The sequence below is a fragment of the Agrococcus sp. AC640b genome, assembly GCF_979255995.1.
The window spans coordinates 1-24,509 of record NZ_CEEDMM010000025.1; the positions used below are offsets into that span (position 1 = coordinate 1).

General features: G+C 73.2%; 24 protein-coding genes. 13 read left to right on the forward strand and 11 right to left on the reverse strand.

From position 1 onward, the window contains the following. Nucleotides 1-63: 63 nt before the first annotated feature. Together ACZ6H8_RS10895 and ACZ6H8_RS10900 are read right to left on the reverse strand one after the other, a co-directional pair. Complete coding sequence (locus ACZ6H8_RS10895) at nucleotides 64-1,182, reverse strand: amidohydrolase family protein (RefSeq protein ID WP_464146849.1); 1,119 nt, start codon at nucleotides 1,180-1,182, stop codon at nucleotides 64-66. 2 nt (nucleotides 1,183-1,184) lie between these two features. Then, on the reverse strand, nucleotides 1,185-2,507 hold the full coding sequence (locus ACZ6H8_RS10900) for a type I glutamate--ammonia ligase (protein ID WP_464146850.1): 1,323 nt from the start codon (nucleotides 2,505-2,507) through the stop codon (nucleotides 1,185-1,187). Nucleotides 2,508-2,655: 148 nt separating this feature from the next. Here ACZ6H8_RS10900 and ACZ6H8_RS10905 point away from each other — a divergent pair, with 148 nt between their 5' ends. The 3 genes from ACZ6H8_RS10905 (at nucleotide 2,656) to ACZ6H8_RS10915 (ending at nucleotide 5,228) form a co-directional block, all read left to right on the forward strand. Beyond that, nucleotides 2,656-3,468, forward strand: coding sequence for a class II glutamine amidotransferase (locus ACZ6H8_RS10905; RefSeq protein WP_464146851.1), 813 nt, complete (start codon nucleotides 2,656-2,658; stop codon nucleotides 3,466-3,468). Between the two features lie 7 nt (nucleotides 3,469-3,475). After that, nucleotides 3,476-4,309 (forward strand): MurR/RpiR family transcriptional regulator, encoded by an 834-nt coding sequence (locus ACZ6H8_RS10910; RefSeq protein ID WP_464146852.1) that lies wholly within the window; start codon nucleotides 3,476-3,478, stop codon nucleotides 4,307-4,309. 106 nt (nucleotides 4,310-4,415) lie between these two features. Next, nucleotides 4,416-5,228 carry a class II glutamine amidotransferase gene (locus tag ACZ6H8_RS10915; protein ID WP_464146853.1) on the forward strand — a complete coding sequence of 271 codons (813 nt, stop codon included), beginning with the start codon at nucleotides 4,416-4,418 and terminating at the stop codon, nucleotides 5,226-5,228. A 19-nt stretch (nucleotides 5,229-5,247) separates the two neighbouring features. Here the strand turns inward: ACZ6H8_RS10915 and ACZ6H8_RS10920 are convergent, their stop codons facing one another. From ACZ6H8_RS10920 to ACZ6H8_RS10935, 4 genes are all read right to left on the reverse strand, one after another. Continuing rightward, a complete protein-coding gene (locus ACZ6H8_RS10920; protein WP_464146854.1) occupies nucleotides 5,248-6,009 on the reverse strand; it encodes a histidine phosphatase family protein in 762 nt (253 codons plus the stop codon). Continuing rightward, nucleotides 6,006-7,934 carry a bifunctional copper resistance protein CopD/cytochrome c oxidase assembly protein gene (locus tag ACZ6H8_RS10925; RefSeq protein WP_464146855.1) on the reverse strand — a complete coding sequence of 643 codons (1,929 nt, stop codon included), beginning with the start codon at nucleotides 7,932-7,934 and terminating at the stop codon, nucleotides 6,006-6,008. Before ACZ6H8_RS10925 ends, ACZ6H8_RS10920 begins: the two co-directional genes overlap by 4 nt. Before the next feature lie 125 nt (nucleotides 7,935-8,059). Continuing rightward, on the reverse strand, nucleotides 8,060-8,344 hold the full coding sequence (locus ACZ6H8_RS10930; RefSeq protein WP_092503791.1) for an HU family DNA-binding protein: 285 nt from the start codon (nucleotides 8,342-8,344) through the stop codon (nucleotides 8,060-8,062). A 269-nt stretch (nucleotides 8,345-8,613) separates the two neighbouring features. Then, nucleotides 8,614-9,750: an ROK family transcriptional regulator gene (locus ACZ6H8_RS10935; protein ID WP_464146856.1), complete on the reverse strand. Its 1,137-nt coding sequence runs from the start codon at nucleotides 9,748-9,750 to the stop codon at nucleotides 8,614-8,616. Between the two features lie 187 nt (nucleotides 9,751-9,937). On the opposite strand from ACZ6H8_RS10935, the gene ACZ6H8_RS10940 reads away from it, so the two are divergent. From ACZ6H8_RS10940 to ACZ6H8_RS10970, 7 genes are read left to right on the forward strand one after another with little or no spacing between them, the layout of a single operon-like run. Next, nucleotides 9,938-11,746 (forward strand): peptide ABC transporter substrate-binding protein, encoded by a 1,809-nt coding sequence (locus ACZ6H8_RS10940; RefSeq protein ID WP_464146857.1) that lies wholly within the window; start codon nucleotides 9,938-9,940, stop codon nucleotides 11,744-11,746. Between the two features lie 4 nt (nucleotides 11,747-11,750). Then, a complete protein-coding gene (locus ACZ6H8_RS10945) occupies nucleotides 11,751-12,779 on the forward strand; it encodes an ABC transporter permease (protein ID WP_464146858.1) in 1,029 nt (342 codons plus the stop codon). Then, nucleotides 12,776-13,612 (forward strand): ABC transporter permease, encoded by an 837-nt coding sequence (locus ACZ6H8_RS10950; protein ID WP_464146859.1) that lies wholly within the window; start codon nucleotides 12,776-12,778, stop codon nucleotides 13,610-13,612. The genes ACZ6H8_RS10945 and ACZ6H8_RS10950 overlap by 4 nt, the downstream gene beginning before the upstream one ends. Beyond that, nucleotides 13,609-15,297 carry a dipeptide ABC transporter ATP-binding protein gene (locus ACZ6H8_RS10955; RefSeq protein ID WP_464146860.1) on the forward strand — a complete coding sequence of 563 codons (1,689 nt, stop codon included), beginning with the start codon at nucleotides 13,609-13,611 and terminating at the stop codon, nucleotides 15,295-15,297. The genes ACZ6H8_RS10950 and ACZ6H8_RS10955 overlap by 4 nt, the downstream gene beginning before the upstream one ends. Then, a complete protein-coding gene (locus ACZ6H8_RS10960; protein ID WP_464146861.1) occupies nucleotides 15,294-16,820 on the forward strand; it encodes a M81 family metallopeptidase in 1,527 nt (508 codons plus the stop codon). The genes ACZ6H8_RS10955 and ACZ6H8_RS10960 overlap by 4 nt, the downstream gene beginning before the upstream one ends. After that, a complete protein-coding gene (locus tag ACZ6H8_RS10965; RefSeq protein ID WP_464146862.1) occupies nucleotides 16,820-17,548 on the forward strand; it encodes a copper homeostasis protein CutC in 729 nt (242 codons plus the stop codon). Before ACZ6H8_RS10960 ends, ACZ6H8_RS10965 begins: the two co-directional genes overlap by 1 nt. Nucleotides 17,549-17,579: 31 nt before the next feature. Next, nucleotides 17,580-18,467, forward strand: coding sequence for an ROK family protein (locus tag ACZ6H8_RS10970; RefSeq protein ID WP_464146863.1), 888 nt, complete (start codon nucleotides 17,580-17,582; stop codon nucleotides 18,465-18,467). Between the two features lie 42 nt (nucleotides 18,468-18,509). Here the strand turns inward: ACZ6H8_RS10970 and yczE are convergent, their stop codons facing one another. Continuing rightward, a complete protein-coding gene (gene yczE / locus ACZ6H8_RS10975) occupies nucleotides 18,510-19,244 on the reverse strand; it encodes a membrane protein YczE (protein ID WP_464146864.1) in 735 nt (244 codons plus the stop codon). A gap of 95 nt (nucleotides 19,245-19,339) precedes the next feature. Between yczE and yczR the strand changes: the two genes are divergently transcribed. Then, nucleotides 19,340-20,740, forward strand: a complete 1,401-nt coding sequence (gene yczR / locus ACZ6H8_RS10980) for a MocR-like transcription factor YczR (RefSeq protein ID WP_464146865.1) — start codon at nucleotides 19,340-19,342, stop codon at nucleotides 20,738-20,740. A gap of 3 nt (nucleotides 20,741-20,743) precedes the next feature. Here yczR and ACZ6H8_RS10985 read toward each other — a convergent pair whose 3' ends face one another. Further along, a complete protein-coding gene (locus ACZ6H8_RS10985) occupies nucleotides 20,744-22,360 on the reverse strand; it encodes a hypothetical protein (RefSeq protein ID WP_464146866.1) in 1,617 nt (538 codons plus the stop codon). Between the two features lie 104 nt (nucleotides 22,361-22,464). On the opposite strand from ACZ6H8_RS10985, the gene ACZ6H8_RS10990 reads away from it, so the two are divergent. Together ACZ6H8_RS10990 and ACZ6H8_RS10995 are read left to right on the forward strand one after the other, a co-directional pair. Next, nucleotides 22,465-22,971: a hypothetical protein gene (locus ACZ6H8_RS10990; RefSeq protein WP_464146867.1), complete on the forward strand. Its 507-nt coding sequence runs from the start codon at nucleotides 22,465-22,467 to the stop codon at nucleotides 22,969-22,971. A 66-nt stretch (nucleotides 22,972-23,037) separates the two neighbouring features. Further along, the gene (locus tag ACZ6H8_RS10995) at nucleotides 23,038-23,577 is read left to right on the forward strand and encodes a YaeQ family protein (protein WP_464146868.1); all 540 of its coding nucleotides are present in this window, start codon (nucleotides 23,038-23,040) and stop codon (nucleotides 23,575-23,577) included. Nucleotides 23,578-23,738: 161 nt separating this feature from the next. Here the strand turns inward: ACZ6H8_RS10995 and rpsN are convergent, their stop codons facing one another. Genes rpsN through rpmB form a run of 3 tightly spaced genes read right to left on the reverse strand, consistent with a single transcriptional unit; the run spans nucleotide 23,739 to nucleotide 24,452 of the window. Next, on the reverse strand, nucleotides 23,739-24,044 hold the full coding sequence (gene rpsN, locus ACZ6H8_RS11000) for a 30S ribosomal protein S14 (protein ID WP_144720329.1): 306 nt from the start codon (nucleotides 24,042-24,044) through the stop codon (nucleotides 23,739-23,741). Nucleotide 24,045: 1 nt separating this feature from the next. Further along, a complete protein-coding gene (gene rpmG / locus ACZ6H8_RS11005) occupies nucleotides 24,046-24,216 on the reverse strand; it encodes a 50S ribosomal protein L33 (RefSeq protein ID WP_092503806.1) in 171 nt (56 codons plus the stop codon). Next, the gene (gene rpmB / locus ACZ6H8_RS11010; protein ID WP_464146869.1) at nucleotides 24,216-24,452 is read right to left on the reverse strand and encodes a 50S ribosomal protein L28; all 237 of its coding nucleotides are present in this window, start codon (nucleotides 24,450-24,452) and stop codon (nucleotides 24,216-24,218) included. Before rpmB ends, rpmG begins: the two co-directional genes overlap by 1 nt. Nucleotides 24,453-24,509 lie beyond the last annotated feature (57 nt).

The window sequence follows — 24,509 nt, forward strand, 5'->3', positions numbered from 1 at the left end:
GGGTGGTGCTGGTGGACTCGGACATGGGGATCCTGTCGAACGGGGCCGGCCGCGAGGGCCGGCTCAGAGCCGGTAGAGGCGCCGCGCGTTGTCGGCGGCGATGAGGGTGGCGATGCGGCGTGCATCGTGCTCGGACCAGTCGCCGTCGGCGACGAAGTCCTCGAGCACGCTCGCGGTGCCGTCGCGCCACAGGTGCGACCCGAGCAGATGCAGCTCGGGTGGGCCGTAGGCGTCGGAGGAGTAGAGGATCTTGCGGAACGGCGCCAGCTCGAGCGAGCGGGCGATGAGCGACCGGGATCGGGCACCCAGGTAGTTGATCGCGAGGCCCACGTCGATGTGGACTCCCGCGAAGCCCTGCGCGAGGTAGCCTGCCTCGCGCTCGAACGGGTAGCAGTGCAGCAGCGCGATCGGAGCGTCGGGATGCTCGCGCAGCAGGTCGATCAGATGCATGGGGTTCGTGTGGTCGAGCCGCTCGTCGCGGTCGCCGAATCCGACGTGGACCTGCAGCGGCACGCCTGCCGCGATGGCGCAGCGGATGCCGAACACGAGCAGCCGCGGATCGTCGAGGCGCACGCCGCCCGCGTCGCGCCAGCGCTCGGCCAGCGCATCCGCCTCGGCGTCGGCGACGGTCGACCAGTCGACGACGAAGCCGGTGCGGTACGCGATGATCGTCTTGCAGCCGACGGCCTGCGGCTCGGCGAGCCGTGCGGCGAGCTCGGCTCGGAACGCCTCCGCGTACGACCCGCCGGCCGCGACCGCGACCTCGGCGACCTGCTCGAGCCGCACGATCTCGAAGGCGGAGCCGCCCGCCATCGCAGCGAGCTCCTGCGGCGTGCACACGCCCTCGGTGAAGCCGACGTCGACGAGCCACGCGGCCGTGCCGCTCGCGGCGGTGAGCCTGCGCGCGACCTCCGCGGCGCCCAGCTGCTCGCGCCGCGCCCAGTACGCGTCGGGCTCGGCGTGCGGCTCGAGGTCGAGCAGCGGCGCGCAGCGCGCGCGGATGGCGAAGCCGAGCTGGGTGTCCCATGCGGAGTCCCACGCGGGCAGGTCGACCGTCGAGGCCTCGTTGAGGGCGAACTCGAAGCGTGCGCGCGAGACGGGCTCGACGAACGCGCCGTGCACGTGATGGTCGACGATCGCGAGCGCGTCGAGGTGGTCGCGGATGCTGGAGGCGGCGGCCACGCTCAGACCGACCATGCGAAGCGGAAGCGCTCGACGGCGGCCGTGTCGTCGAGGTCGCCGTAGTGCTCGAGCTCGAAGCGGCGCTGCGCGACGATCGCATCGACGAGCTCGTCGCCGAGCACCGTCCTGGCGACGGCGCCGGCGTCGAGGCGGTCGATCGCGGTGGCGAGGTCGCTCGTGAGCTGCACGATGCCAGCCGCGTCGCGCTCGTCGTCGCTGAGCCTGCCGGGGTCGTCGGTGGCCTCCTGGCCGAGCTCGCTGCCTGCGCGGATGCCGTCGAGCGCGGCGCCGAGGATCGCGGCGGAGGCGACGTACGCGCTCGTCGACGGGTCGACGATCTTCACCTCCACGTTCGGGGATCGTCCTGCGATGAGCCGCACGGCCGCCTCGCGATTCTCGAGCCCCCACGTCGCCCATGCGCCCGCCCACATGCCGGGGACGAGCCGCGACGCCGACAGCAGCGATCCTGCGAGCGCGCCCTGCAGCTGCGGCAGCGCCGCGACGATGCCCGCGATGGCGCTCGCACCCTCCGCCGTGATGCCGTGCGGGCCGTCGCCGCCTGCGAGCAGCGGCACGCCGTCGCGGTGCAGCGACACGTGCTGGTGCGCGCCGTTGCCTGCGGAGTCGGTGCGCGGGCGCGGGCTGTACGAGATGCGCAGGCCGTGGTCGCGGGCGACGCGGCCGAGCACGAGCCGCATGAGCACGAGCCGGTCGGCGGCGACGACGGGCGACGCGGGCGCGAGCGACAGCTCGATCTGCTGCATGCCGTACTCGCAGTGCAGCTGCTCGATCGGCAGGCCCACCGCCTCGGCCTGCGCGTACACGTCGCGGAGGAAGCCCTCGAAGCGGAGCGTGCCGGCGAGCCCGTACGGCGTCCATCCCAGCGGCGAGAGCGGCTCCCCGTCCTCGCCGAACAGCAGCATCTCGAGCTCGTGCCCGACGAGGGCCGTGAGCCCCTCGCTCGCGAGCTCCGCCTCGACGTGCGCGAGGCGGCTGCGGGTGCACTCGGGCACGACGTCGCCTGCTTGCGTCTCGAACCGCATGGGCGCCCAGGCCAGGCCCCCAGGCAGCACGCGCACGGCCTCCTCGTCGATGCGCATGCGCTGGTCGCCGACGGCGCCGATGCGGTCGGTGTAGGCGATGCCGCCCTGGTCGATCGTGAAGGCGTGCCACGTGTACGAGGCGCCGAGGCCCGTCTCGACGAAGGCCGTCGCCCGCGGGATGGGCACGGTCTTGGCGAGGATGAGCCCGCCGGGGTTCCACGTCGTGCCGACCAGCATGGTCGCGCCGTCGGCGATGAGCCGCTCTGCGAAGGCATCCGTCATGTGCCCATGATGCACGCGCGTCATGTCATGTGTGTTACATCGACATCATTCTGCAATGATTGTTCTGTTCGTTACATGGCCGTCATGCGCAGCGCCCTCGTGCGCGCGACCATGGAGGCCCGATCCCGATCGACCCTAGGAGCGTCCCATGTGCCGGCTGCTCGGCTACGCAGCACCTCGACCCGCCACCGCCGCCGAGGTGATCGGCGGCCTCGCGTGCGCCGAATGGCAGCGGATGGGGCGACTGCACTGCGACGGCTGGGGCACCGCGTGGCTCGACGAGCTGGGCTCGGTGCGGCAGTTCCGCGACCCGAGCGACGGCACGACGAACCCCGACCTCGCGAGCGCGCTCGTCGAGCACGAGGCCACGGCGCGCATCACGCACCTGCGCCTCGCGACCGAGGGCATGCGCAACGAGCTCACGAACACGCACCCGTTCGTCGCCGACGGCATCGCCTTCGCCCACAACGGCTCGCTGCACCCCATCGAGCGGCTGCGCACCATGGTCACCCCCGACGAGGTGGCACGCGTGGGTGGCACGACCGACTCGGCGATCGTCTTCGCCCTCATCCTGCGTGCCCTCGACGCCGGCGTGCCGCTGCTCGAGGCGACGACGTCGACCGTCGCGACCCTGCGCGACGAGTTCCCGACGGCCGCGATCAACCTGCTCGTGCTCAGCGCGACCGAGCTCATCGCCGTGCACTCCAACGAGGGCGCTCCCGTGCCCACCGAGGACTTCGAGGCGTCGGGGCTCGGCCCCGACCTGCCGCTCGACCACGTCGACCACTACTACCAGCTCTCGTGGTCGCGGTCGGAGGATGGCGCCGTCGCGTTCTCCTCCAGCGGCCTCGAGGGCGACGGATGGCAGCGGATGGCGCAGCACACCGCAGCCCGCGTCGACCTCGCGACGCTCGCCGTCGACGTCGTCGACCTCGCTCGCGCGCGGCGTCGGGCGGCATAGGGCTCCCGTGCGCGTGCTCGACGCGATCGACGCGGCCGACCTGCGACCCAGCGAGGTGCGCGTCGCACGCGTCGTCCGCTCCGACTATCCGGCGAGCGCGCTCGGCACGGTCGCCGGGATCGCCGAGGCCGCCGGCGTCTCGAACCCCACGGTCGTGCGATTCGCGAAGGCGATCGGCCACGCCTCGTTCTCGGCGATGCAGGATGCCGTGCGCGCAGAGCTCTCCACGCGCCGCGGACCGCTCGGCAAGCTCGACCACCGCCCGACGGGTGCGACCGCCGACCTCGCGGGCTTCGCGCGCGTCGTCGCCGACGCGGCCGTCGCATCGCTCGCGCGGATCCCCGCCGCCGAGCTCGACGCCGCCGTCGATGCGCTCGTCGCGACGAAGGGGTGGGTGCTCACGCTCGGCGGACGCTACTCGCGCGTGCTCGCCGCCCACCTCGCCATCAACCTCGCCACCGTGCGACCGCGCGTGCAGCAGCTCGAGGATCCGCTCGGGCGCAGCCTCACGCGGCTCGTCGACGTCGAGCCGCGCGACACGGTCGTCGTGTTCGACGCCGCCAGGTACCAGCGCTCCAGCGTGCGCGCCGCCGAGCTCGCGAGCGCGCGCGGCGCCACGGTGCTGCTCGTGACCGATCCCGGCCTGTCCCCGGCCGCGAGGCACGCATCCGTCGTGCTGCCCGTCGCAGACGCGGCACCCACGCCGCTCGACAGCGCAGCGGGCGCCGTCGTGCTCGTGGACTACCTCGTCGCTCGCGCGATCGACCGTCTCGGCGATGCGGCGACGGCGCGTCTGCAGCAGTGGGAGCCGAGCCGCGAGGGCGAGCTGCTCGACGGCTAGGAGCGGCCCTCGACGCGGCAGACCGTGAAGGTTGCGCTTCGTGACGCCCCTCGTCGCGACGTCCTCGTCGCCGACGCGAGGATGGAGGCGACGGAGGGGGATGCGCATGTGTCGACTGCTCGGCTACGCCGCTCCCCGCGCGACGACGGCTCGGTCCGTGCTCGGAGCCGCCGACGCTCGGGAGTGGCAGCGGATGGGGCGGCTCCACGCCGACGGCTGGGGCACCGCCTGGCTCGACGACGCGCGCACCGTGCGGCGCTACCGCGACCCCAGCGACGGGGCGACGAGCGCCGACCTGGCCAGCGCGATCGCCGACGGCGCCTCGACGGCACGCATCGCGCACCTGCGCCTCGCGACCGAGGGCATGGGCAACGTGCGCCGCAACACGCATCCGTTCGTCGCCGACGGCATCGCCTTCGCGCACAACGGCTCCATCCGCCCCGTGCACGAGCTGCGCGCCATGGTGCGGCCCGAGGAGCTCGAGCGCATCGGCGGCACGACCGACTCCGCGATCGTCGCGGCGCTCGTGCTGCGCGACGTCGCCCGCGGCGTGCCGCTGTTCGAGGCGACGACGTCGACGGTCGCGCGGCTGCGCGAGCGCTTCGAGACCTCCGCGATCAACCTGCTCGTGCTGTCGGCCGACGAGCTCGTCGCCGTGCACGCCAACGAGGGCGCCCCCGTGCCGCTCGACCTCTTCGAGTCGTCGGGCCTCGGCGTCGACCTGCCGCTCGACCACGTCGAGCACTACTACCAGCTGTCGTGGCGACGCGAGGCCGACGGCGCCGTCGCCTTCACCTCGAGCGGACTGCCGGGCGACGGGTGGCAGCGCATGGCGCAGCACACCGCCGCCCGCGTCGACCTGCGCACCCTCGCCGTCGACGTCGTCGACCTGCCGCACGCGCAGCGCGCGGCGGCCTGACCCGTCGCACGCCCACCGGTCAGGCCGAGAACGCCTCCGCGCGCTCGCCGACGCCCTCGAGCGTCCACCGGGTGCCGCGCAGCCGCACGGTCGAGATCGAGCAGTTCGGCAGGATCGTGTTCGGCGTCATCTCCGGCGTCAGCTGCCGCAGCAGCGTCGTGATGAAGCCGCCGTGGCTCACGATGAGCGCCGTGCGCTCCTCGCCGGCCGACGCATCCGCCGTCGTCGTCTCGATCACGTGCGCGAGGGCACGGTCGCCGCGCACGACCGTCTCGGCAGCCTTCTCGCTCTGCCCCGACTCGTCGAGGTCGGCGATGCCGTCGAAGATGTCGCTCCACGACATGCGCTCGGCGAGCACCCGCATCGCCGACAGCTCGCGGTCGACCTCGAGGCCGTGCTGCGCGAACAGCCGTCCCCACACGACCGCGGAGGGCACCTCCTCGTGACCGCCGAAGTTCCACTCGCGCAGGTCCTCGCGCAGCTCGAGCGCAGGCGCGGCGGGATGCGCGGCGAGGATGCCCCGAGCCGTGACGCGCGTGCGCTCGAGGTCGCTCGAGAACGCGGCATCGAACGGCACGCGCGCGAGCGCCTCGCCCACCGCCGCGATCTGCCGGTGCCCGAGCTCGGTGATGGGCGAGTCCGACCAGCCCTGCATGACGTGCTGCACGTTGTACTCGGTCTCGGCGTGCCGCACGATGTGCAGCGTGAGGCCCACGCCGCCCGCGAGGGCGCCGAGCTCGTCCGGCAGCCGCTGGCCATCCGTGGTGGTCGCATCCGTCATCGCTTCGACATCCTCTCGAGCATCGCGTTGTAGTCCTGCAGGTCCGCCTCGCCGTCGCGGTCGGCCTTTCGGTCGACGCGCCGCTGCTCACGCCGATCCGACCGCGCCCACTGCACGCACACGACGAGCGCGAGCAGCAGCGCAGGGATCTCGCCGATCGACCAGGCGATGCCGCCGCCGACCTGCTGATCCTCGAGCGCGTCGACGCCGTTGCCCATCGCACCGAACCAGTCGGCCAGCAGCAGCCCCTCGCTCGTCATGATCGTGACGCCGAAGAACGCGTGCGCCGCCATCGCCGCGAGCAGCATGACGATGCGCATCGGGTACGGCGTGCGGTGCGGCGACGGGTCGATGCCGATGAGGGCCTGCACGAACAGGTAGCCGGAGCCGACGAAGTGCACCACCATCCACACGTGCCCGACGTGGTCCTCCATCGCCCAGCGGAACAGCGGCGAGAAGTAGAAGATCCAGAGGCTCGCGACGAAGATGCCCGTCGCGACGAGCGGGTGCCCGATGACGTGCATCCACCTGGAGTGCACGATCGCGAGCAGCCACTCGCGGCCGCCGCGGGTGCCGTCGGTGCGCTTCGCGATGGCGCGCATGCCGAGCGTGACCGGGGCGCCGGGCACGAGCAGCAGCGGCACGGCCATGCCCAGCAGCATGTGGCCGGCCATGTGGAACGAGAAGAGGTAGTGCTCGTAGACGGCGAGCGCGCCCGACGTGACCCACCACAGCAGGCCGACGCCCGCGAGCCAGGGGATGGTGCGCAGCAGCGGCCACCGGTCGCCGCGGCGGTGCAGGCGCACGACGCCCGCGACGTAGAAGAAGGCGAGCAGGGCGCACACGACCGTCCACAGCGGATCGAGCGACCACTCGGTGGCGAGCCGCGATGCCTCGAACGTCGGCGGCAGCGGCGACGACGTGAGCACCGTGGCGGGGCTCGAGTCGACGAGCGCCTCCGACACGGGCGTCGGCGTCTGCGCGAGGCCGTTGGCGACGCCCATCGCGATGCCCATGAAGGCGAGCTCGGCGACGAGGAACCAGCGCACGCGTCCCGTCTCGACCGCGCGAGGGATGAGCCGCGTGCGCTGCCAGGCGCCGAAGCCGCCCAGCACGATCAGCAGCACGGTCTTCGCGACGACGAGGCCGCCGTACGGCGTGGCGAGCCCCTCCCAGCCCGTGCGCACCCAGGCGCTCGCGACGCCCGAGAAGCCGACGACCGCGAAGCTCACGAGCGCGAGCGACGAGTAGCGGCGCATGGCGTCGTGCAGGCTCGGGCTGCGGTCGAGGCGCAGCAGCACGAGGTGGATGAGGCCGCCGACCCAGATGCTCACGAAGACGAGGTGCAGCCACAGCGAGCTCGTCGCGAGCGTGTGGTTCTCGGCGGTGCCCGCGTGGCCGGCCGCGGCGAGCAGCACGAGCGGCGCGACCGACGCGACCGTGACCCACGCGATGCCGGCCGCGGATCGGATGACGACGAGCAGCGTCGTGACGGCGGCGAACGCGAGCGTCGCCATGCCGAGGTACTGACCGCGCTCGATCTCGGTGAAGAAGTAGACGAACCCGCTCGTGAACTGCTCGTCGACCGAGAACGGCGCGTCGTACACCGTGCGGAACGCGAGGAACGCGACGGCGGCGGAGGCGGCGGTCGCGACGCCCGCCGCGGCGGCCGACGCATCGATCGTGCGGTCCCACGCCTTCGAGCCCGGCTGCAGCGCGAAGCATGCCAGCACGAGGCCGCCGACGAGCGTCGCCGTCGCGATGTCCTGCAGCATGCGCGCGATGGGGGTCCCCCAGCGCACGACCGCGCCGGGGTCGCCGATCGTGAGGGGCGCCGCTCCCCCGCCCAGCTCGAGCGCCACGAGAACCGCGACGAGGCCTGCGGCGACGACGGCGCCGGGACCGATCAGTCGAGCGCGTGCCACGTGCACAGGGTATCGGCGGTGCCTATGCGTCCCGACCGGGCTGCACGGCGTGCATCCGACACCCCGAGCGACGACGAAGGGCCCCGGGACGAACCCGGGGCCCTTCGCGCGCTGGTGGAGCGTGACTACTTGACGGCAGCCTTCAGCTTCGAGCCTGCGGTCAGCTTGACGCGGTGGCCAGCAGCGATCTTGATCTCGGCACCCGTCTGCGGGTTGCGGCCCGTGCGGGCAGCGGTCGCGGTGCGCTCGGCGGTGAGGAAGCCGGGGATCGACACCTTGTCGCCCTTGGCGACGGCGCCCGAGATCTCGGCGAACAGCGCGTCGAGCACAGCGCCGACGGTGGCCTGGCTGGCGTCGGTGGACGCTGCGATCTTCGCGACGAGGGTCGTCTTGTTGATGGTCTCTGCCATGGTGTCCTCCTGGACTCGTTCTTCCCCGCCAGGGCGGGTCGTGTACGGCGGCCCGGGGCACGCCCCGTTCCGCACCGCCACGGTACCCGCGCGGCCGCGCCACGCCGCGCAGGCTGGCGCGACACGCCGCAGATTCCGCGGAATTCCGCGGATCCCGGGCCGGATCCGTCGCATGCGAGCCCGATGGGGGCCTTCCATGCATCTCGCGTGCACGGCACGCCGCACGGTCGGCGACGACGCCGGGAGGCCACCGCGAGCCGTGCCCGACCTCACCCGCGCAGGCGCCGCGCGAGATGGTCGTTGACCTCGCGCGAGATGCCGACGAGGCTCGCGTCGGCACCGAGCCGAGCCGGCGAGATGTCGAGGTCGCGCGTCTTGAGCGGGTGCGCGCCCTCGTAGATGTGGCTCCGCACGGCCGAGACGACCGGCTCGAGCACCGACAGCGCGCCGCCGACGTAGATCGCGCCGGGATTGAAGAAGTTGACGATGGTGCTGAGCACCTCGCCGAGGTGGTGCCCCGCCTCGCGCGCCAGTCCCGTCGCGACCGGATCGCCGGCACGCACGAGCGCGACGACGTCGCTCGTCGCCGACGCGTCGATGCCGCGCTCCCGCAGCAGGCGCACGAGCGCCGCGCCCGAGGCCACGGTCTCAAGGCAGCCGCGGTTGCCGCACGAGCACGGCCGGTCGCCACCCGCCGACACCCTCGTGTGCGTGATGTCGCCCGCGTCGCCCGACGAGCCACGGTAGACGGTGCCGTCGATCACGATGCCCGTGCCGATGGCGGTGCCGACCTTGACGGTCACGGATCCCTGCGCCCTCGGCTCGCGCGCGAAGTGCTCGCCCATCGCCATGGCGTTGGCGTCGTTCTCGACGATGACGGGAGCGTGCACGAGGCCGGTGAGCATCGTCGCGACGTCGACGCCCGACCACCCCGGCATGCGCGAGGGGCTCACGACGCCGCGCGCGAGCGCGTCGACCGGTCCGGGCAGGGCGATGCCCACGCCCTCGAGCTGCCGGTCCTCGGCGAGCTCGGCCAGGGCGTGCGCGATGGCGGCGAGCACGGGCTCGGGTCCCGCGGCGAGATCGACGGCGAACTCGTCGGTCGCCTCGAGGCCGCCCCCTCGTCGCGCGATGCCGATGCGCGCGTGGGAGCCGCCGAGGTCGATCGCTCCCAGGAGGTCGGCGCCGCCGACGATGCGCAGCTCGCGTGCGCGCCTGCCCCCGCTCGACGCGCGGACGGCTCCCTCCTCGACGAGGGCCTGCTCGAGCAGCGACTGCACGTGCTGCGTCACGGTCGACGGAGCGAGGCCCAGCACGTCGGCGATCTCGCGGCGCGATCGCGCGCGGCCCGATGCGATCGCTGCGAGCACGGCGTTCTCGGCCGCGCTGGCGCTCGTGCGGGACATGGCCCTCCTCGTCGGCTCGCGTTCGACGCGGCGAGACCATCTTGCGCCATGGGGCACTTCCGTCAGAACCGGCGAAACCTGATCGTTACACATCAGACGGTTACCGACCGAAGTTTTGTCGGTTACCGTACCAACCATCGACGGCACCGTTGCCCGACCAGCCCTGGCGGGCGGAGAAGAGGTCTGCATGCGAACCACCCTCACGACACGCGGTCGACGAGCCGCGAGCGCTGCGCTCGCCGTCGTCGCCGCCACGGCGCTCGTCACCGCGTGCGCCTCCGACGGCCAGGGAGGCCAGGCCGCCTCGAGCGACGAGCTGTCCTACGCCCTGCCCGTCAACGCCACGCCGAACTGGCTGCTCCCCGTGGCCGTCTCCGGCAAGCTCGCGACGCACAACGGCTCCCTCATCCGCGCGATGTACGAGCCGCTCGTGGCGTACGACGGCTCGACGGGCACCGTCGACCGCGTCGAGGATGCCGACCTCGCCGACACCGTCGAGTTCTCGGAGGACGGCACGTCGGCGACCATCACGCTCGACGAGCGCACGTGGTCGGACGGCACGCCCGTGACGTCGGCAGACGTGGCGTTCTGGTTCGACCTCGTGCGCGCCAACACCGACGAGTGGGCGAGCTATCGCGCAGGCGCGATGCCCGACAACGTCACCGAGGTCGCGACCCCCGACGACCGCACGGTCGAGCTGACCTTCGACGCGGCCTACAACCCCGAATGGCTCCTCGCCGCGCAGCTGACCCTCATCATGCCCATGCCCGCGCACGCGTGGAGCATCACGGAGGACGGCGGCACGCCCGATCCGGCGCTCGCCTCCACCCCCGAGGGCGCGCAGGCGATCTGGGACTACCTCATCGGCGAGGGCGAGGACCTCTCGGGCTACGAGGGCAACCCGCTCTTCGACACGCTCAGCGGCCCCTACGGACTCGAGTCCTTCAGCGACTCCGGTCGCGTGACGCTCGTCGAGAACGACGCGTACGACGGCGACGACGCGGCGAACATCGCGACGATCGACTTCCTGCCGTTCACGAGCACCGACGCCGAGGTCGCCGCCGTCCGCTCCAACGAGGTCGACTACGGCTACATCCCGACGAACGAGGCGACGAACGCCGCGCAGTACGAGGGCATGGGCTACGACGTCGTGAACTGGGACGGCTGGTCGATCACCTACCTGCCGTACAACTTCCAGCACCCCGAGATGGGGCCCGTCTACTCGCAGCTGTACGTGCGCCAGGCGCTGCAGCACCTCGTCGACCAGGAGCAGATCGCGGAGGTCGTGTGGAACGGCACCGCGAGCCCTGGCTACGGCCCCGTGCCCCAGCAGCCGGACTCGGACTTCCTCTCCGACGCGCAGCGCGACAACCCCTACCCGTTCGACGTCGACGCAGCCAAGGACCTGCTCGAGGAGCACGGCTGGGCGCTCGGGTCCGACGGCGTCTACGCGTGCGCCGACGGCGCGACGTGCGGCGAGGGGATCGCGGACGGTCAGCGGCTCGCGATCACGATCCTCAGCCAGAGCGGCTCGACCGAGACCGACAACATGTTCGCCGCGATGCAGTCGACCTTCGAGGAGGCGGGCGTCGGGGTCACGATCGACTCGGCACCGCTCAACTCGGTCCTCGGCTCGATCGCACCGTGCGAGTCGACCTCGCCGGAGTGCACGTGGGAGCTGCCGTTCTTCGGCTCGGCCGGCTCGTGGTACTTCAGCGCCTACCCCTCTGGCGAGCGCCTCTTCGCGACGGGGACGGGCTCGAACTTCGGCTCCTACAGCGACGCGACGTTCGACGAGCTCATCGCCGCGACGCAGACGTCCTCCGACGAGGCGGCGATGCAGGACTACTCGGCGTACGGCGCGGAGCAGCTGCCCGTCATGTGGGTGCCGAACCCCGTCTACCAGGTGTCGGTGATCGACCAGGGCCTCACGGGCGTCGAGCAGGACTCGCTCGGCAACTTCCACCCGCAGCGCTGGACCTGGTCGGAGCAGTAGGTCGATGAGCACGACCCCGGACATCGCCCCCGTGGCCGCCGCACCCGCGGCGGCCACGGGCCGGCGGGGCGCCCACCCGCTCGCGCTCTTCCTCGCGCGCCGCACCGCGCAGGCGATCCTCGTCGTGCTCGTCGTCACCATCATCGTCTTCGCGCTGCTGCAGATGCTGCCTGGAGGTCCCGCGCGCGGCGTGCTCGGCGTGCAGGCCACCGCCGAGCAGATCGACGCCTTCAACCGCGCGCAGGGCTTCGACCGCCCCGTGTGGCAGCAGTACCTGCTGTTCATGGGGCGCCTGCTCACGGGCGACCTGGGCGACTCCTACCTGCTGAACCGCTCCGTCGCCGACGCGATCGCAGAGCGGCTGCCGAAGACGCTGCTGCTCACCGGCCTCGCGCTCGTCGTCGCCGTGGTCGTCGCGATCCCCGTCGGCATCCTGCAGGCCGTGCGCCGCAACCGCGGCACCGACTACGCGATCTCGGTGCTCGCGATCATCGCGTACTCGACGCCGAGCTTCTTCCTCGGCATGCTCCTCATCCTCGTCTTCAGCCAGACGCTGGGCGTGCTGCCCGCCAACGCGCCGCAGGGCGGCACCGTCGCGGCCGTGCTGACGCAGCCGGAGCGACTCGTGCTGCCCGTGCTCACGGGTGCCGTGCCGCTCGTGGCGAGCTTCAGCCGCTACATGCGCTCGTCGACGCTCGACAACCTCAGCGAGGACTACGTGCGCACGGCGCGCGCGAAGGGCACGCCGTTCCGCCACGTGCTGTCGCGCCACGTGCTGCGCAACTCCGTGACGCCCGTCATCGCGATGCTCGGCTACCAGCTGCCGGTGATGTTCGGCGGCGCGCTCGTGGTCGAGCAGCTCTTCAACTACCCCGGGATGGGCCTGCTGTTCTGGAGCGCCGCGCAGTCGAGCGACTTCCCCGTGCTGCTGGGATGCGTGCTCGTGATCGCGGTCGCGACGGTCGTGGGATCGCTGCTCGCCGACGTCGTGCAGGCGCTGCTCGACCCGCGCACGCGGGGTGGCGTCGCATGAGCGCCCTGCGCCGCTTCGCCGACAACCGCCTCGCCCTCGTCGGCGTCGCGCTGCTGCTCCTCGCGATCGCGTTCGTGACCCTCGGCCCCCTCGTGCATCCCACGGAGCAGGTGCGCACGGCCCTCGACGGCGCGAACCTGCGCCCCGGCGTCGACGGGCACCCGCTGGGCACGGACGCGCTCGGCTACGACGTGCTGGGCCGTCTCATGCTCGCCGGCCGCACCTCGCTGCTCGTCGGCATCCTCGCCGGCATCCTCGCGACGGTCATCGGCACGCTGTGGGGTGCGATCGCCGGCTACGTCGGCGGCGTCGTCGACGCGATCATGATGCGCATCGTCGACGCGGGCATCGCCATCCCGGCGATCTTCCTGCTGCTCGTGCTCTCGACGATCATCCGGCCGAGCGAGTGGGTCATGATCGTCGTGATCGGCCTCGTCTCGTGGCTCGTGCCCGCGCGACTCGTCCGCGCGGAGTCCCTGTCGGTCGCGACCCGCGACTACGTCGTCGCGGCACGCGCGATGGGCGGCTCCCACGGTCGGATCGTCCTGCGGCACATCGTGCCGAACACGCTCGGCACCGTCATCGTCAACGCGACGTTCCAGGTCGCGGACGCCATCCTGCTCGTCGCCTACGTGAGCTTCCTCGGCATGGGGCTGCAGCCGCCGGCGACCGACTGGGGTGCGATGCTGAGCCAGGGCCTGACGTACGTGTACCAGGAGGCGTGGTGGCTCATCCTCCCGCCCGGCATCGCCATCGTGCTCGTCGTCTGCGCGCTCAACTTCACCGGCGACGGCCTGCGCGACGTGTTCGACGTGAAGGGGAGGAACGCATGACCGCCTCCGCGAGGTCCGCGCTGCGCATCGACGACCTGCACGTGCGCTTCCGCGGCCGCGACGCCGACGCCGTCGACGGCGTCTCGCTCGAGGTGCACGGCGGCGAGGTCGTCGCGCTCGTGGGCGAGTCGGGATCCGGGAAGAGCGCCACGTCGCTCGCCGCGATGGGGCTCCTGCCGACGACCGCGGACGTGACCGGCAGCATCCGCGTGCAGGACGCCGACGGCGACGTCGAGGTCGTCGGTGCGAGCCAGCGGCGTCTCGACGACGTGCGCGGCCGCATCGTGTCGATGGTGTTCCAGGAGCCGATGACGGCGCTGAACCCGACGATGACGCTCGGTGCGCAGATCGCGGAGGCCGTCCGCAACCACACCGATGCGACGAAGGAGGCCGCGCGGGACCGCGCGATCGACCTCATGCGCCAGGTGGGCATCCCGGATCCGGAGCGTCGCGCACGCCAGTTCCCGCACGAGCTCTCCGGCGGCCAGCGTCAGCGCGTCGTCATCGCGATCGCGCTCGCGTGCGAGCCCGCCGTCATCATCGCCGACGAGCCGACGACGGCGCTCGACGTCACGGTGCAGGCCGAGGTGCTCGACCTGCTGCGGACCCTCGTGCGCGAGCACGGCACGGGGCTGCTCGTCATCACGCACAACATGGGCGTCGTCGCCGACCTCGCCGACCGCGTGCTCGTCATGCGGCACGGCCGCGTCGTCGAGTCGGGCGACGCGGCGCACGTGCTCACGACGCCGTCGCACGCGTACACGCGCGACCTCCTCGCCGCGATCCCGCGACTCCCGCTCGAGATGCTGGACGCCGCGCACGAGGACGACGCGTCGCGTGCACCGGACGTGCCTGACGACGCCGTGCTCGTGCTGCGCGACGCCGCCGCCTCGTACCGCGTGCACGGCCGCATGGTGCGTGCCGTCGAGCACGTCGACCTCGCGGTCGGTGCCGGCGAGATCGTGGGGCTCGTTGGCGAGTCGGGCTCCGGCAAGTCGACGATCGCGAGGCTCGCGCTCGGGCTCGTCCCCGCATCGGCAGGCGAGGTCTCGCTCCTCGGCACCGCGCTCGGCAGGCGCGCCGACCGCGCCGCCCGGCGCCGGCTCGCCGAGGTCGGCGTCGTCTTCCAGGACCCCGGCGGCTCGCTCGACCCGCGCGCCACGGTGGGGGCGTCGATCGCCGAGCCGCTCGCGATCCACGAGCCGAGGATGTCGCAGCGCGCCCGGCGCGCCCGCGTCGCCGAGCTGCTCGATGCCGTGCGGCTGCCCGCCGACGCCGCGGCGCGCTACCCCCACGAGCTCTCGGGCGGACAGCGCCAGCGCGTGGGCCTCGCTCGCGCGATCGTGCTGCGCCCGCGGCTGCTCGTCGCCGACGAGCCGACGAGCGCCCTCGACGTCTCGGTGCAGGCCGAGGTGCTCGCGCTCCTGCGCGTGCTGCACGAGGAGCACGGCTTCGGCTGCCTGTTCGTGAGCCACGACCTCGGGGTGGTGCACGAGATCACCGATCGCGTCGTCGTGATGCATCGTGGTCGGATCGTCGAGCAGGGCCCCACCGACCGGGTCCTGCGCATGCCGCGCGAGCGGTACACGAAGGAGCTCCTGTCGTCGGTCCCCTCCGCGGATCCGGCGACGCAGCGGGCCAGACGCGAGGCGCGCGCAGCGCTCATCGAGAGGAGCACACCGTGATCCGCCCCCGCATCGCGATCGCAGGCATCGCCATCGAGTCGAGCGCGTACGCCGCGCACCGCGCCGAGCACCGCGACTTCCGCACGTGGGAGGGCGACGCGCTGCTCGACCGATATCCGCACCTCGCGCCCGGGCAGCCGCTGCGCGACGCCGCCGAATGGGTGCCGATCCACATGGCGAGGTCGATCCCGGGAGGCGCCGTGCTGCGCGCGGTGTACGAGGACCACCGCGAGCGCATCGTGCGCGGCCTCGCCCAGGCGCACGCCGATGCGCCGCTCGACGGGGTGTACCTCGACATCCACGGCGCGATGTCGGTCGACGGGATGGACGACGCCGAGGGCGACCTCCTCACGGCCGTCCGCGACGTCGTGGGACCCGACGTGCTGATCGCTGCGCCCATGGACCTCCACGGCAACGTCTCGCCGACGCTCGCGCTGGGCCTCGACCTGCCGACGTGCTATCGGCTCGCGCCCCACGAGGACGCGTGGGAGACGAAGGAGCGCTCCGCCCGCCACCTCGTCGACCGGCTCACGAGCGGCACCGCGCCGCTGCGGGCCTGGGTGCGCGTGCCCATCCTGCTGTCGGGCGAGCAGACCTCGACGCGCGTCGAGCCCGCGCGCAGCCTCTATGCGCAGCTCGCCGACGTCGAGCGGCTCGACGGCATCCTCGACGCCGCGATCTGGATCGGCTACGCCTGGGCCGACGAGCCCCGCTGCCACGCGACCGTCATGGTCACGGGCGACGACGAGGCGCGCATCGTCGCGGAGGCGGAGCGCATCGCGGGCGAGCTGTGGGACGCGCGGGAGGCGTTCGGCTTCGTCGGACCTCCCGGCACGCTCGACGAGGGCGTCGCTGCGGCGCTCGCCCACCGTGCGGCGGGCCGCGAGCGCCCCTACGTCATCAGCGACTCCGGCGACAACCCCGGTGCAGGCGGCTCGGGCGACGTCACGTGGACGCTCGCGCGGCTGCTCGAGACGCCGGCGCTCACGGGCGACGACGCACCCGTGACCCTCGTCGCGTCGATCTTCGACGCCGAGGCCGTCGCCGAGCTCGCACGCCTGCACCCGGGCGACGCGGTCGACGTCGTCGCAGGCGCGCGCGTCGACGACCGCGTCGCGCCGCCCGTGCGCATCCGGGGCGTGCTGCACGGCGTCCACGACGACGTCCCGGACGCGGGTCGCGCCGCCGTGATCCGCGTCGGCGGCATCCACGCGATCGTCACGGAGCATCGCGCAGCCTTCCACGCCGTGGAGGACTTCCAGCGCCTCGGGCTCGAGCCGACCGCGGCCGACGTGCTCGTGACGAAGATCGGCTATCTCGAGCCGACGCTGTACGACGTCGCGAAGGGGTGGACGCTCGCGCTCACGCCGGGGCCCGTCGACCAGGATCTGCGGCGGCTCGGCCACGAGCGCATCGTCCGCCCGATGTTCCCCTACGACGCCGTCGCGGAGCGTCCCGACCTCTCGGCCGCCGTGCTCGCCGGCCGCGACGTGCGGCGACCCTTCGCCGGGCAGGAGGCGTGATGCGCTTCGAGCTGTCGATCCAGGACCCCGCGGGCGTCGCGATCGCCGCGCGCGTCGCGCCCGACCACGTCGAGCTCTGCAGCGCGCTCGGCACCGGCGGCCTCACGCCCTCGGCGGCGCTCACCGATGCCGCGGTCGCGACGGGCATGCCGATCCACGTGCTCGTGCGGCCGCGCGAGGGCGGCTTCGCGTACGACGATGCGGAGCGCGCCGTGATGGTCGCCGACGTCCGGCACGCGCGGCGGCTCGGCGCCGCCGGCGTCGTCGTGGGCGGCCTGCTCGACGACGGCACCATCGACCTCGACCTGCTCGATCGCGTGCTCGAGGCCGTCGATGGGGGCGACGTCACGTTCCATCGCGCCTTCGACGTCATGCCGCAGCGACTCGCCGCGATCGACGAGCTCGTCGCGCGCGGCGTGCGTCGCGTGCTGACGTCGGGTGGCGCATCGCGCGCGATCGACGCGCTCGACGAGCTGCAGCGGCTCGTCGAGCACGCGCGCGGCGGCATCGAGATCATGGCGGGCGCAGGGGTCACGGCCGCGAACGCCGTCGCGATCGCCGCGACCGGCGTCGACGCCATCCACGCGTCCGCGAAGCGCACCGTGACCGAGCACCTCGCCGTGACGCTCGGCACCGACGCCACCGCCGGCGAGACGACGTACGCGACGACCGACGAGGCTGCGGCCGTCGCGATCCGCGACGCCGTGCGCCGGGCGGGCGCCGCGTGACGCGCGGCGCTGCGTCGACGGGCGCGCACGGATGATCGCGCTCGGCATCGACTACGGCGGCAGCTCCACGAAGCTCGTGCTCCGCGACGGCGACGACGAGATCGCGAGGACGCGGCTGGCGACGGGCTCGGTGGAGCGGCTCGCCGACGAGGTCCTGCGCTTCCTCGACGCGGCGCCCGCGCATCCGACCGCCTTCGGCGTGACGATCGCCGGCACCCTCGACGCCGGCTCCGGCGTCGTCGGCCGCAGCGCGAACCTGCCGTGGCTCGACGGCACCGCGCCAGCGGCGACCCTCTCGCAGCGGCTGTCGGTGCCCGGCGTCGCGGTGCGCGACGGCGAGGCGGCGGCGATCGCGGAGGCCGCGGCGCACACGGCGCACGACGCGTTCGTCGTCGTGCTCGGCACGGGCATCGCGGGCGCGCTCGTCGTCGGCGGGCACGTGCGTCGAGGCGCGCACGGCGCCGCGAGCGAGATCGGGCACATGCGGGTGACCGACGAGGCGCTCGCGTGCTCGTGCGGCGCGACCGGATGCCTCGAGACCGTCGTCGGGGGCACGCAGCTCGGCGTCCGGTGGCAGGAGCTCGCCGCATCCGCACCCGTCGACGCCACGGCACGCGACGTCGTCGAGGCCGCGGAGCGCGGAGACGGCGCCGCCATGGCGGTGCTCGACCGAGCCGCGACGGGCCTCTCGCGCGCGCTCCTCCACGTGAGCGCGCTCGTCGATCCCGAGCTCGTCATCCTCGGCGGCGGCGTCGCGCGGTCGCCGCGCTGGACGGTCGAGCCCGCGATCGCGCGAGCGCGCGCCGATCGCAGCTTCCACACGCTGCCGCGCTTCACGGCCGCACGGCTCGGGGACTGGGCGGGAGCGCACGGCGCCGCGATCGCTGCGAGCCGCGAGCGCGTGGCCTCGATGCCGTAGCGCCGGGCCCGCGGCTGCATGGAGGTCGGGCGGCGTCGCCGGTCAGCCAGGCACCGCGGCGACGCGAGCGGCCTCTCGTGCCTCCGCGGCGCTGCGGCGCCGCTCGAACCACGGCAGGATCCAGCCCACGAGCGGGCCGACGCCGAACGCGAAGATGAGGGCGCCGATGCCGAGCGGCCCTCCCAGCAGCAGCCCGACGACGAGCACCGATCCCTCGATGAGCGTCCTCGCGACCCAGATGGGCCAGCGCGTCACGCGCACGACGCCCGTCATGAGCCCGTCGCGCGGCCCCGGCCCGAAGCTCGCGGTGATGTACATGCCGGTCGCGACGGCCAGCACGAGCAGCCCGGCGAGGAACAGCGGCACGCGGAACCACCACGTGGCCGGGTCGGCGGTGGGCACGGGCGGCACGATCGCGAGCGTCAGCTCGGCGAAGGGCCCCACGAGCAGGCCGTTCACGAGCGTGCCGACGCCCACGCGCTGCCGCAGCGGGATCCACAGCAGCAGCACCGCGGCCGACGTGAGGATGATGATGAGCCCGAATCCGAGGCCCGTCTGCTGCTGGATGCCGAGCGTGAGCACATCCCACGGCGAGACGCCGATCTCGGCGCGCACCATGAGCGCGATGCCGACGCCGTACAGCCACAGGCCGACGACGAGCTGCACGAGGCGTCGCACGACGTCGCGCCTCGACACGGCGTGGACGGGCAGCACGAGCCGCGTCAGCCATGCCGGCATGGCGAGACGGCGGCGTGCGGATGCTGCGGGACGGGCCATGCAGCCAGGATGCGCGGAGAGTGGCTCGGCATGCGCGAGCCACCGCGCAGCAAGTGGCGCGTGCATACCGGTCCACTCAGGAGCATGATGGTGCGATGGGATCTCGACTCGGTCGCCAGCTCGGCGAGTGGTATCAGGGCGGCGCCGTGGCGCAGTCGCTCGCAGACCGCATCCGCATGCTCGTGCTCGACGGCCGCGTGACGGTCGGCGAGCGCGTGCCGAGCGAGCGAGCGCTCGCCGCCGAGATCGGCCGGTCGCGCGCCACGGTCACGAAGGCCTACGAGACCCTCGCCGATGCCGGCTACCTCGCCCGCGTGCACGGCTCCGGCACGCGCGTCGCGCTGCCGCACCGCTCGGCGGCGCGCGTCGCAGGCCCCACCGACGACGTCATCGACCTCACGATCGCCTCCGTCGGCTCGACGCCCGGGCTGCACGCCGCCACGGTGCGCGCCCTCGACCGCCTCGCGTCGCTGCTGAGCACCCCCGGCTACTGCCTCGACGGCCTCGCCGACCTGCGCGAGCGCATCGCGGCGCGCTACACGCAGCGCGGCCTGCCGACCGACGCCTCGCAGATCGTCGTCACGAGCGGCGCGATGCACGCCCTCACCCTCATCACCGCCGCGTTCGGCGAGCGCGGCCGCGCCGCGGTCGTCGAGCAGCCGACCTTCCCGCACGCCATGGAGGCGCTGCGCCGCGTCGGCATGCGCCTCGTGCCGACGCCGGTGGGCACCGAGGGCTGGGACCTGCAGCACATGGCCGGCCGCATCCGCGAGACCCGGCCCGCGATCGTCTACACGATCGCCGACCTCCACAACCCCACGGGCGCGACGATGCCCGACCTCGAGCGGGCGAAGCTCGCCGCCACGGCGCGCAGCGTCGGCGCGCTCGTCGTCGTCGACGAGACGTGCGTCGAGCTCGACGTCGACCGCGGCTGGACGCCGCGCCCCTTCGCCGCCCACGGGCCGGCGATCAGCGTCGGCTCGATGTCGAAGCTCGCATGGGGTGGCCTGCGCATCGGCTGGATCCGCGCCGACGCACCGCAGGTCGAGCGCATCCTCGCCATCCGGCCGTCGTTCGACCTCGGCAGCGCGCTGCTCGAGCAGTGCATCGCCACCGAGCTCCTCGACGACATGGAGGGGCTGCTCGCCCACACGCGTCGCAGGCTCTCGGCCGGCCGCGAGGCTGTGCGTGCCGGGCTCGAGACGCACATGCCCGGCGTGACGATGCCGGCGGTGCCCGGCGGCCTCGCCGCATGGGTCGACCTCGGAGCACCCGTGTCGACGAGCCTGTCGCTCGCGGCACGCGAGCACGGGCTGCTCCTGCCGCCAGGACCTCGCTTCACGGCGACGGGCGTGCTGGATCGCTTCGCGCGCATCCCGATCACGTGGGAGCCGGAGGTGACGGGCGCCGCGATGGAACGCCTCGGCATCGCGTGGCGAGACGTGCGCGCCGGCAGCTCGCCGCGCGGCACGTACGAGGAGCTCGCGGTCGTCTGAGCGTCAGGACGGCTGCTGCGGCTGCGGAGGCTGCGGCTGCGCGTATCCCTGCGGATGCGGCTGCGCGTATCCCTGCGGATGCGGCTGGTAGCCCTGCGGAGGCGACACGTGCGCTGACGCGGCGTGCGCCGCCGGCAGGGGCGCGTCCTCGCCGACGAGCGTCGCGCCGCGCAGCGCGCCGAGCCCCAGCACGACCACGGGGGCGAGCACGACGGCGACCGGCAGCGTCGTCGCGAGCGCCGCGGCGCCGATCCCGCCGCTGAGCCCACCGACACCGAGCAGGCTCACGAGCGCGAGCGAGATCGAGCCCTCGGGGCCGGAGGCGAGCACGAGCCCGGGCAGCACGGCCTGCGCCTGCAGGGCTGCGAGGACCGCGACGCCCACGAGCGACGCCCACAGCAGCGTGCGCATCTGCAGCGCGCCCGTGCGGCGCATGCCCGCCACGAGCAGCGTGAGCGCCACGAGCAGCGGCACCGACACGACGAGGCTCGGCAGCAGCGGCAGCAGCTCGTCGAGCAGGGTGATGCGACGCAGGTACATGGAGCCCATCAGCGGCGTGGTCGTGACGAGCAGGGCCGGCGCGAACGGCAGCAGCAGCCAGAGGCTGTGCCTGCCCAGCGGTCGGAACCAACCGATGCCGACGGCGGCGAGCGCGGCCAGCACCGCAGCGGCGACCGCACCCAGCAGCGCAGGCACCCACGAGCCGGCCGCCGCCGACGCGAGCACGTCGAGCGGCACGCCCCGCTCGCCTGGCGAGGCCGCGAGCGCGATCGGCATCGCGAGCACGCCGAGCGCGAGGACGCCTGCGACGAGCGCGCCGATCGTCGCGGCGAGCGGGCGGGCGGAGGCGACCTCGTGCACGACGATCGCCGGGCGCAGCGCCGCGACGAGCGCCACGCCCGCGATGCCCGCGCCACCGAGCACCACCAGCACGACGGCGTCGTATGCGGCGCCGCCGGCGACGTCGAGCATGCGGAACGTGCGCTCGTACGACGTCGAGGCGAAGGTCGACGCGGTGTCCGTGGGGAAGAGCGACGTCACGAACGTCTGCAGCGCGAGCGCGACGGCGGCGCCCCCGACGCCTGCGACGACGAGGAGCACGTGCCGCAGGCGCATGCCGGCGCGCACGACCGGCACGAGCGCGATCGCGGCGACGCCGGCGATCGTGGGCAGGGCTGCGGCGGCGAAGGCGCCGAGCGCCCCCGACGGCCCGAGCGTCGCCGCCCCGCTCGCCCACCACATCGCCGATGCGACCGGCATGGGTGCGACGACGAGCACCGCCACGGCGATGCGTGCTGCGACGGCGCCGACGGCGAGGGCCTGCGCGATCGGGATCGCCAGCAGCATCCCGGCGAGCAGCGAGGGCAGGGTGATGCCGAACCCGGCGAGCGCGAGCCCTCCGGCGGCTGCGACGACCGGCCCCCAGTCGGCCGGGCCGGCATCGACGATCGGGTTCGACGCGCCGACGCTCGCTGCCGTGAGCGCGTCGATCGTCGGCCAGCCGACGCTGATCGCCGTCGCGAGCAGCATGGGTGCCAGGAGCACGAGCCCGACGGCGCGTCCGCGGCTCGCGGTGCCGCTCGACTCGTGGGCCGTGCCGCTGCCGTGTGCGATCGCCATGACGCCTCTCCTCCGCGCGGTGTCCGTCGCCTGCGAGCGTAGGCGCGGTCGCTGGACGCCGCCCGCATCGGCGACGCAGTGCGCGAGGGCGTACGCTCACGCGGATGAGGAAGCGAACCCTGACCGTGCCCGTGCTCGTCGCTGCGGGGGTGCTGGCCGTGGCCGGCTGCAGCTCGTCCGACGAGCCCGAGGCGAGCGCTCCCGCCTCGAGCGCCGCCGAGTCTCAGGCTCCTGCGACGGAGTCGTCCGAGGCGCCCACGAGCGAGGCGCCGACGACCGACGCGCCGGAGATCGTGCCCGGCGCGACCGCCGAGACCCTGGCAGGCACGTCCTGGTTCGGCACCGCCGAAGGCGTCGCAGAGGTCACCTTCACCCTGAACGCCGACGGCACCGTCGACTTCGCCAGCTTCAACGGTCAGCCGTACGACTCCCCGACCGACGTGTGGAGCGTCGAGGGCGACACCCTCTCGCTGACGATCTCGCAGCTGCAGTCCCCTGCCGGCGCCGTCGCCGACATCGTGTTCACGGGCACCTCGGCAACCGGCGGCATGGAGCTCGTCGGCGACGACGGCTCCGGCACCGCCTACCCGATGACGATCGTGCAGGCCTGACGGGCGCTGCCCGCGCGCAGCCTGGCGGCGCCGACGCCGCCGGCTGCGCACCTAGGCTTGGGCGACATGGGCATCGGCGCGACCATCCACACCTTCGACGTGCAGCTCGCCGACGTCGACCGCGGCGTCTACGACGAGCTGTCGTTCAAGGTCGCGCAGCATCCGTCGGAGACGGCGGAGTTCATGACGACGCGCGTGCTCGCCTACCTGCTCGAGCACGAGGAGGGCATCGCGTTCGGCGACTCGCTCTCCGGCGGCGAGGAGCCGGCCGTGCTCGTGCGCGACCTCACGGGGGCGCTCATGGCGTGGATCGAGGTCGGCGCACCCGAGGCAGACCGCATCCACCGCGGCAGCATGGCCGCCGAGCGCACCGCCGTGTACACGCACCGCGACCCGGCGAAGGTCGCGGGCAGGTGGACGGGCAAGCGCATCCACAAGGCGGAGGACGTGCGGCTCGTGTCGTTCGACGCCGGATTCGTCGAGGCGCTCGCCGCGACGATCGCGAGGCGCACGACGATGTCGTTCTCGGTGACGGAGCGCGTGATCTACGTCGAGGTCGGCGGCACGACCCTCACGAGCGCGATCCACGAGCGTCGCGCCGCCTGAGCCGCGCTGGCCGACGCGAGGTGACGCCGAGTGGGGTCGCACGTGCCATGTGCACCTGCTCGCCCGCTCAGCGTCACCTCGTGCTGCGGCACGACGAAGGCCCCCGTCCATGCGGACGGGGGCCTTCGTGCGATGCCGGTCTCCCGGCGAGGGGCTGGTGGCTACCAGCTCGACTTGGTCACGCCGGGCAGCTCGCCACGGTGCGCCATCATGCGGAAGCGCACACGCGAGATGCCGTACTGGCCGACGTGGCCGCGCGGGCGGCCGTCGATGGCATCGCGCTTGCGCACGCGCACGGGCGAGGCGTTGCGAGGCAGCTTCTGCAGACCCAGACGGGCCTCCTCGCGCGACTCGTCGGTGCCGTTGGGGTCGACGAGCGCCTTCTTCAGGGCAGCCCGCTTCTCTGCGTAGCGCGCGACGATGACCTTGCGCTGCTCGTTCTTCGCGATCATGGACTTCTTGGCCATGTCAGCGCTCCTCTCGGAACTCGACGTGCTTGCGCACGACGGGGTCGTACTTCTTCAGCACGAGACGGTCGGGGTTGTTGCGACGGTTCTTCTTCGTCACGTAGGTGTAGCCGGTGCCGGCAGTCGAGCGGAGCTTGATGATCGGACGAACGTCCTGAGCCTTCTTGGCCATCAGAGCTTCACCCCCTTCTTCTGCAGGTCACGGACCACGGACTCGATGCCGCGAACGTCGATCACCTTGATGCCCTTAGCGGACAGCGTGAGGGTGACGTTCTTGCGGAGCGAGGGAACGTAGTACGTCTTCTTCTGCACGTTCGGGTCGAAGCGGCGCTTCGTCCGGCGGTGCGAGTGCGAGATGGCGTGTCCGAAGCCGGGAACGGCTCCAGTCACCTGGCACACTGCTGCCATGATTCCTCCAGGGGTACCGTGAGGCCTCGAGGCCTCACCCAAGATCACTTGCCTGCG

Bases quoted from the DNA above. Each gene is read 5' to 3' on its own strand.
- rpmB (WP_464146869.1), bottom strand. From the start codon at position 24,452: ATGGCAGCAGTGTGCCAGGTGACTGGAGCCGTTCCCGGCTTCGGACAC.
- ACZ6H8_RS10950 (WP_464146859.1), top strand. From the start codon at position 12,776: ATGAGCGCCCTGCGCCGCTTCGCCGACAACCGCCTCGCCCTCGTCGGC.
- rpsN (WP_144720329.1), bottom strand. From the start codon at position 24,044: ATGGCCAAGAAGTCCATGATCGCGAAGAACGAGCAGCGCAAGGTCATC.
- ACZ6H8_RS10965 (WP_464146862.1), top strand. From the start codon at position 16,820: ATGCGCTTCGAGCTGTCGATCCAGGACCCCGCGGGCGTCGCGATCGCC.
- ACZ6H8_RS10945 (WP_464146858.1), top strand. From the start codon at position 11,751: ATGAGCACGACCCCGGACATCGCCCCCGTGGCCGCCGCACCCGCGGCG.
- ACZ6H8_RS10955 (WP_464146860.1), top strand. From the start codon at position 13,609: ATGACCGCCTCCGCGAGGTCCGCGCTGCGCATCGACGACCTGCACGTG.
- ACZ6H8_RS10970 (WP_464146863.1), top strand. From the start codon at position 17,580: ATGATCGCGCTCGGCATCGACTACGGCGGCAGCTCCACGAAGCTCGTG.
- rpmG (WP_092503806.1), bottom strand. From the start codon at position 24,216: ATGGCCAAGAAGGCTCAGGACGTTCGTCCGATCATCAAGCTCCGCTCG.
- ACZ6H8_RS10920 (WP_464146854.1), bottom strand. From the start codon at position 6,009: ATGACGGATGCGACCACCACGGATGGCCAGCGGCTGCCGGACGAGCTC.
- ACZ6H8_RS10940 (WP_464146857.1), top strand. From the start codon at position 9,938: ATGCGAACCACCCTCACGACACGCGGTCGACGAGCCGCGAGCGCTGCG.
- ACZ6H8_RS10930 (WP_092503791.1), bottom strand. From the start codon at position 8,344: ATGGCAGAGACCATCAACAAGACGACCCTCGTCGCGAAGATCGCAGCG.
- ACZ6H8_RS10900 (WP_464146850.1), bottom strand. From the start codon at position 2,507: ATGACGGATGCCTTCGCAGAGCGGCTCATCGCCGACGGCGCGACCATG.
- ACZ6H8_RS10905 (WP_464146851.1), top strand. From the start codon at position 2,656: ATGTGCCGGCTGCTCGGCTACGCAGCACCTCGACCCGCCACCGCCGCC.
- ACZ6H8_RS10935 (WP_464146856.1), bottom strand. From the start codon at position 9,750: ATGTCCCGCACGAGCGCCAGCGCGGCCGAGAACGCCGTGCTCGCAGCG.
- ACZ6H8_RS10990 (WP_464146867.1), top strand. From the start codon at position 22,465: ATGAGGAAGCGAACCCTGACCGTGCCCGTGCTCGTCGCTGCGGGGGTG.
- ACZ6H8_RS10985 (WP_464146866.1), bottom strand. From the start codon at position 22,360: ATGGCGATCGCACACGGCAGCGGCACGGCCCACGAGTCGAGCGGCACC.
- yczR (WP_464146865.1), top strand. From the start codon at position 19,340: ATGGGATCTCGACTCGGTCGCCAGCTCGGCGAGTGGTATCAGGGCGGC.
- ACZ6H8_RS10915 (WP_464146853.1), top strand. From the start codon at position 4,416: ATGTGTCGACTGCTCGGCTACGCCGCTCCCCGCGCGACGACGGCTCGG.
- yczE (WP_464146864.1), bottom strand. From the start codon at position 19,244: ATGGCCCGTCCCGCAGCATCCGCACGCCGCCGTCTCGCCATGCCGGCA.
- ACZ6H8_RS10995 (WP_464146868.1), top strand. From the start codon at position 23,038: ATGGGCATCGGCGCGACCATCCACACCTTCGACGTGCAGCTCGCCGAC.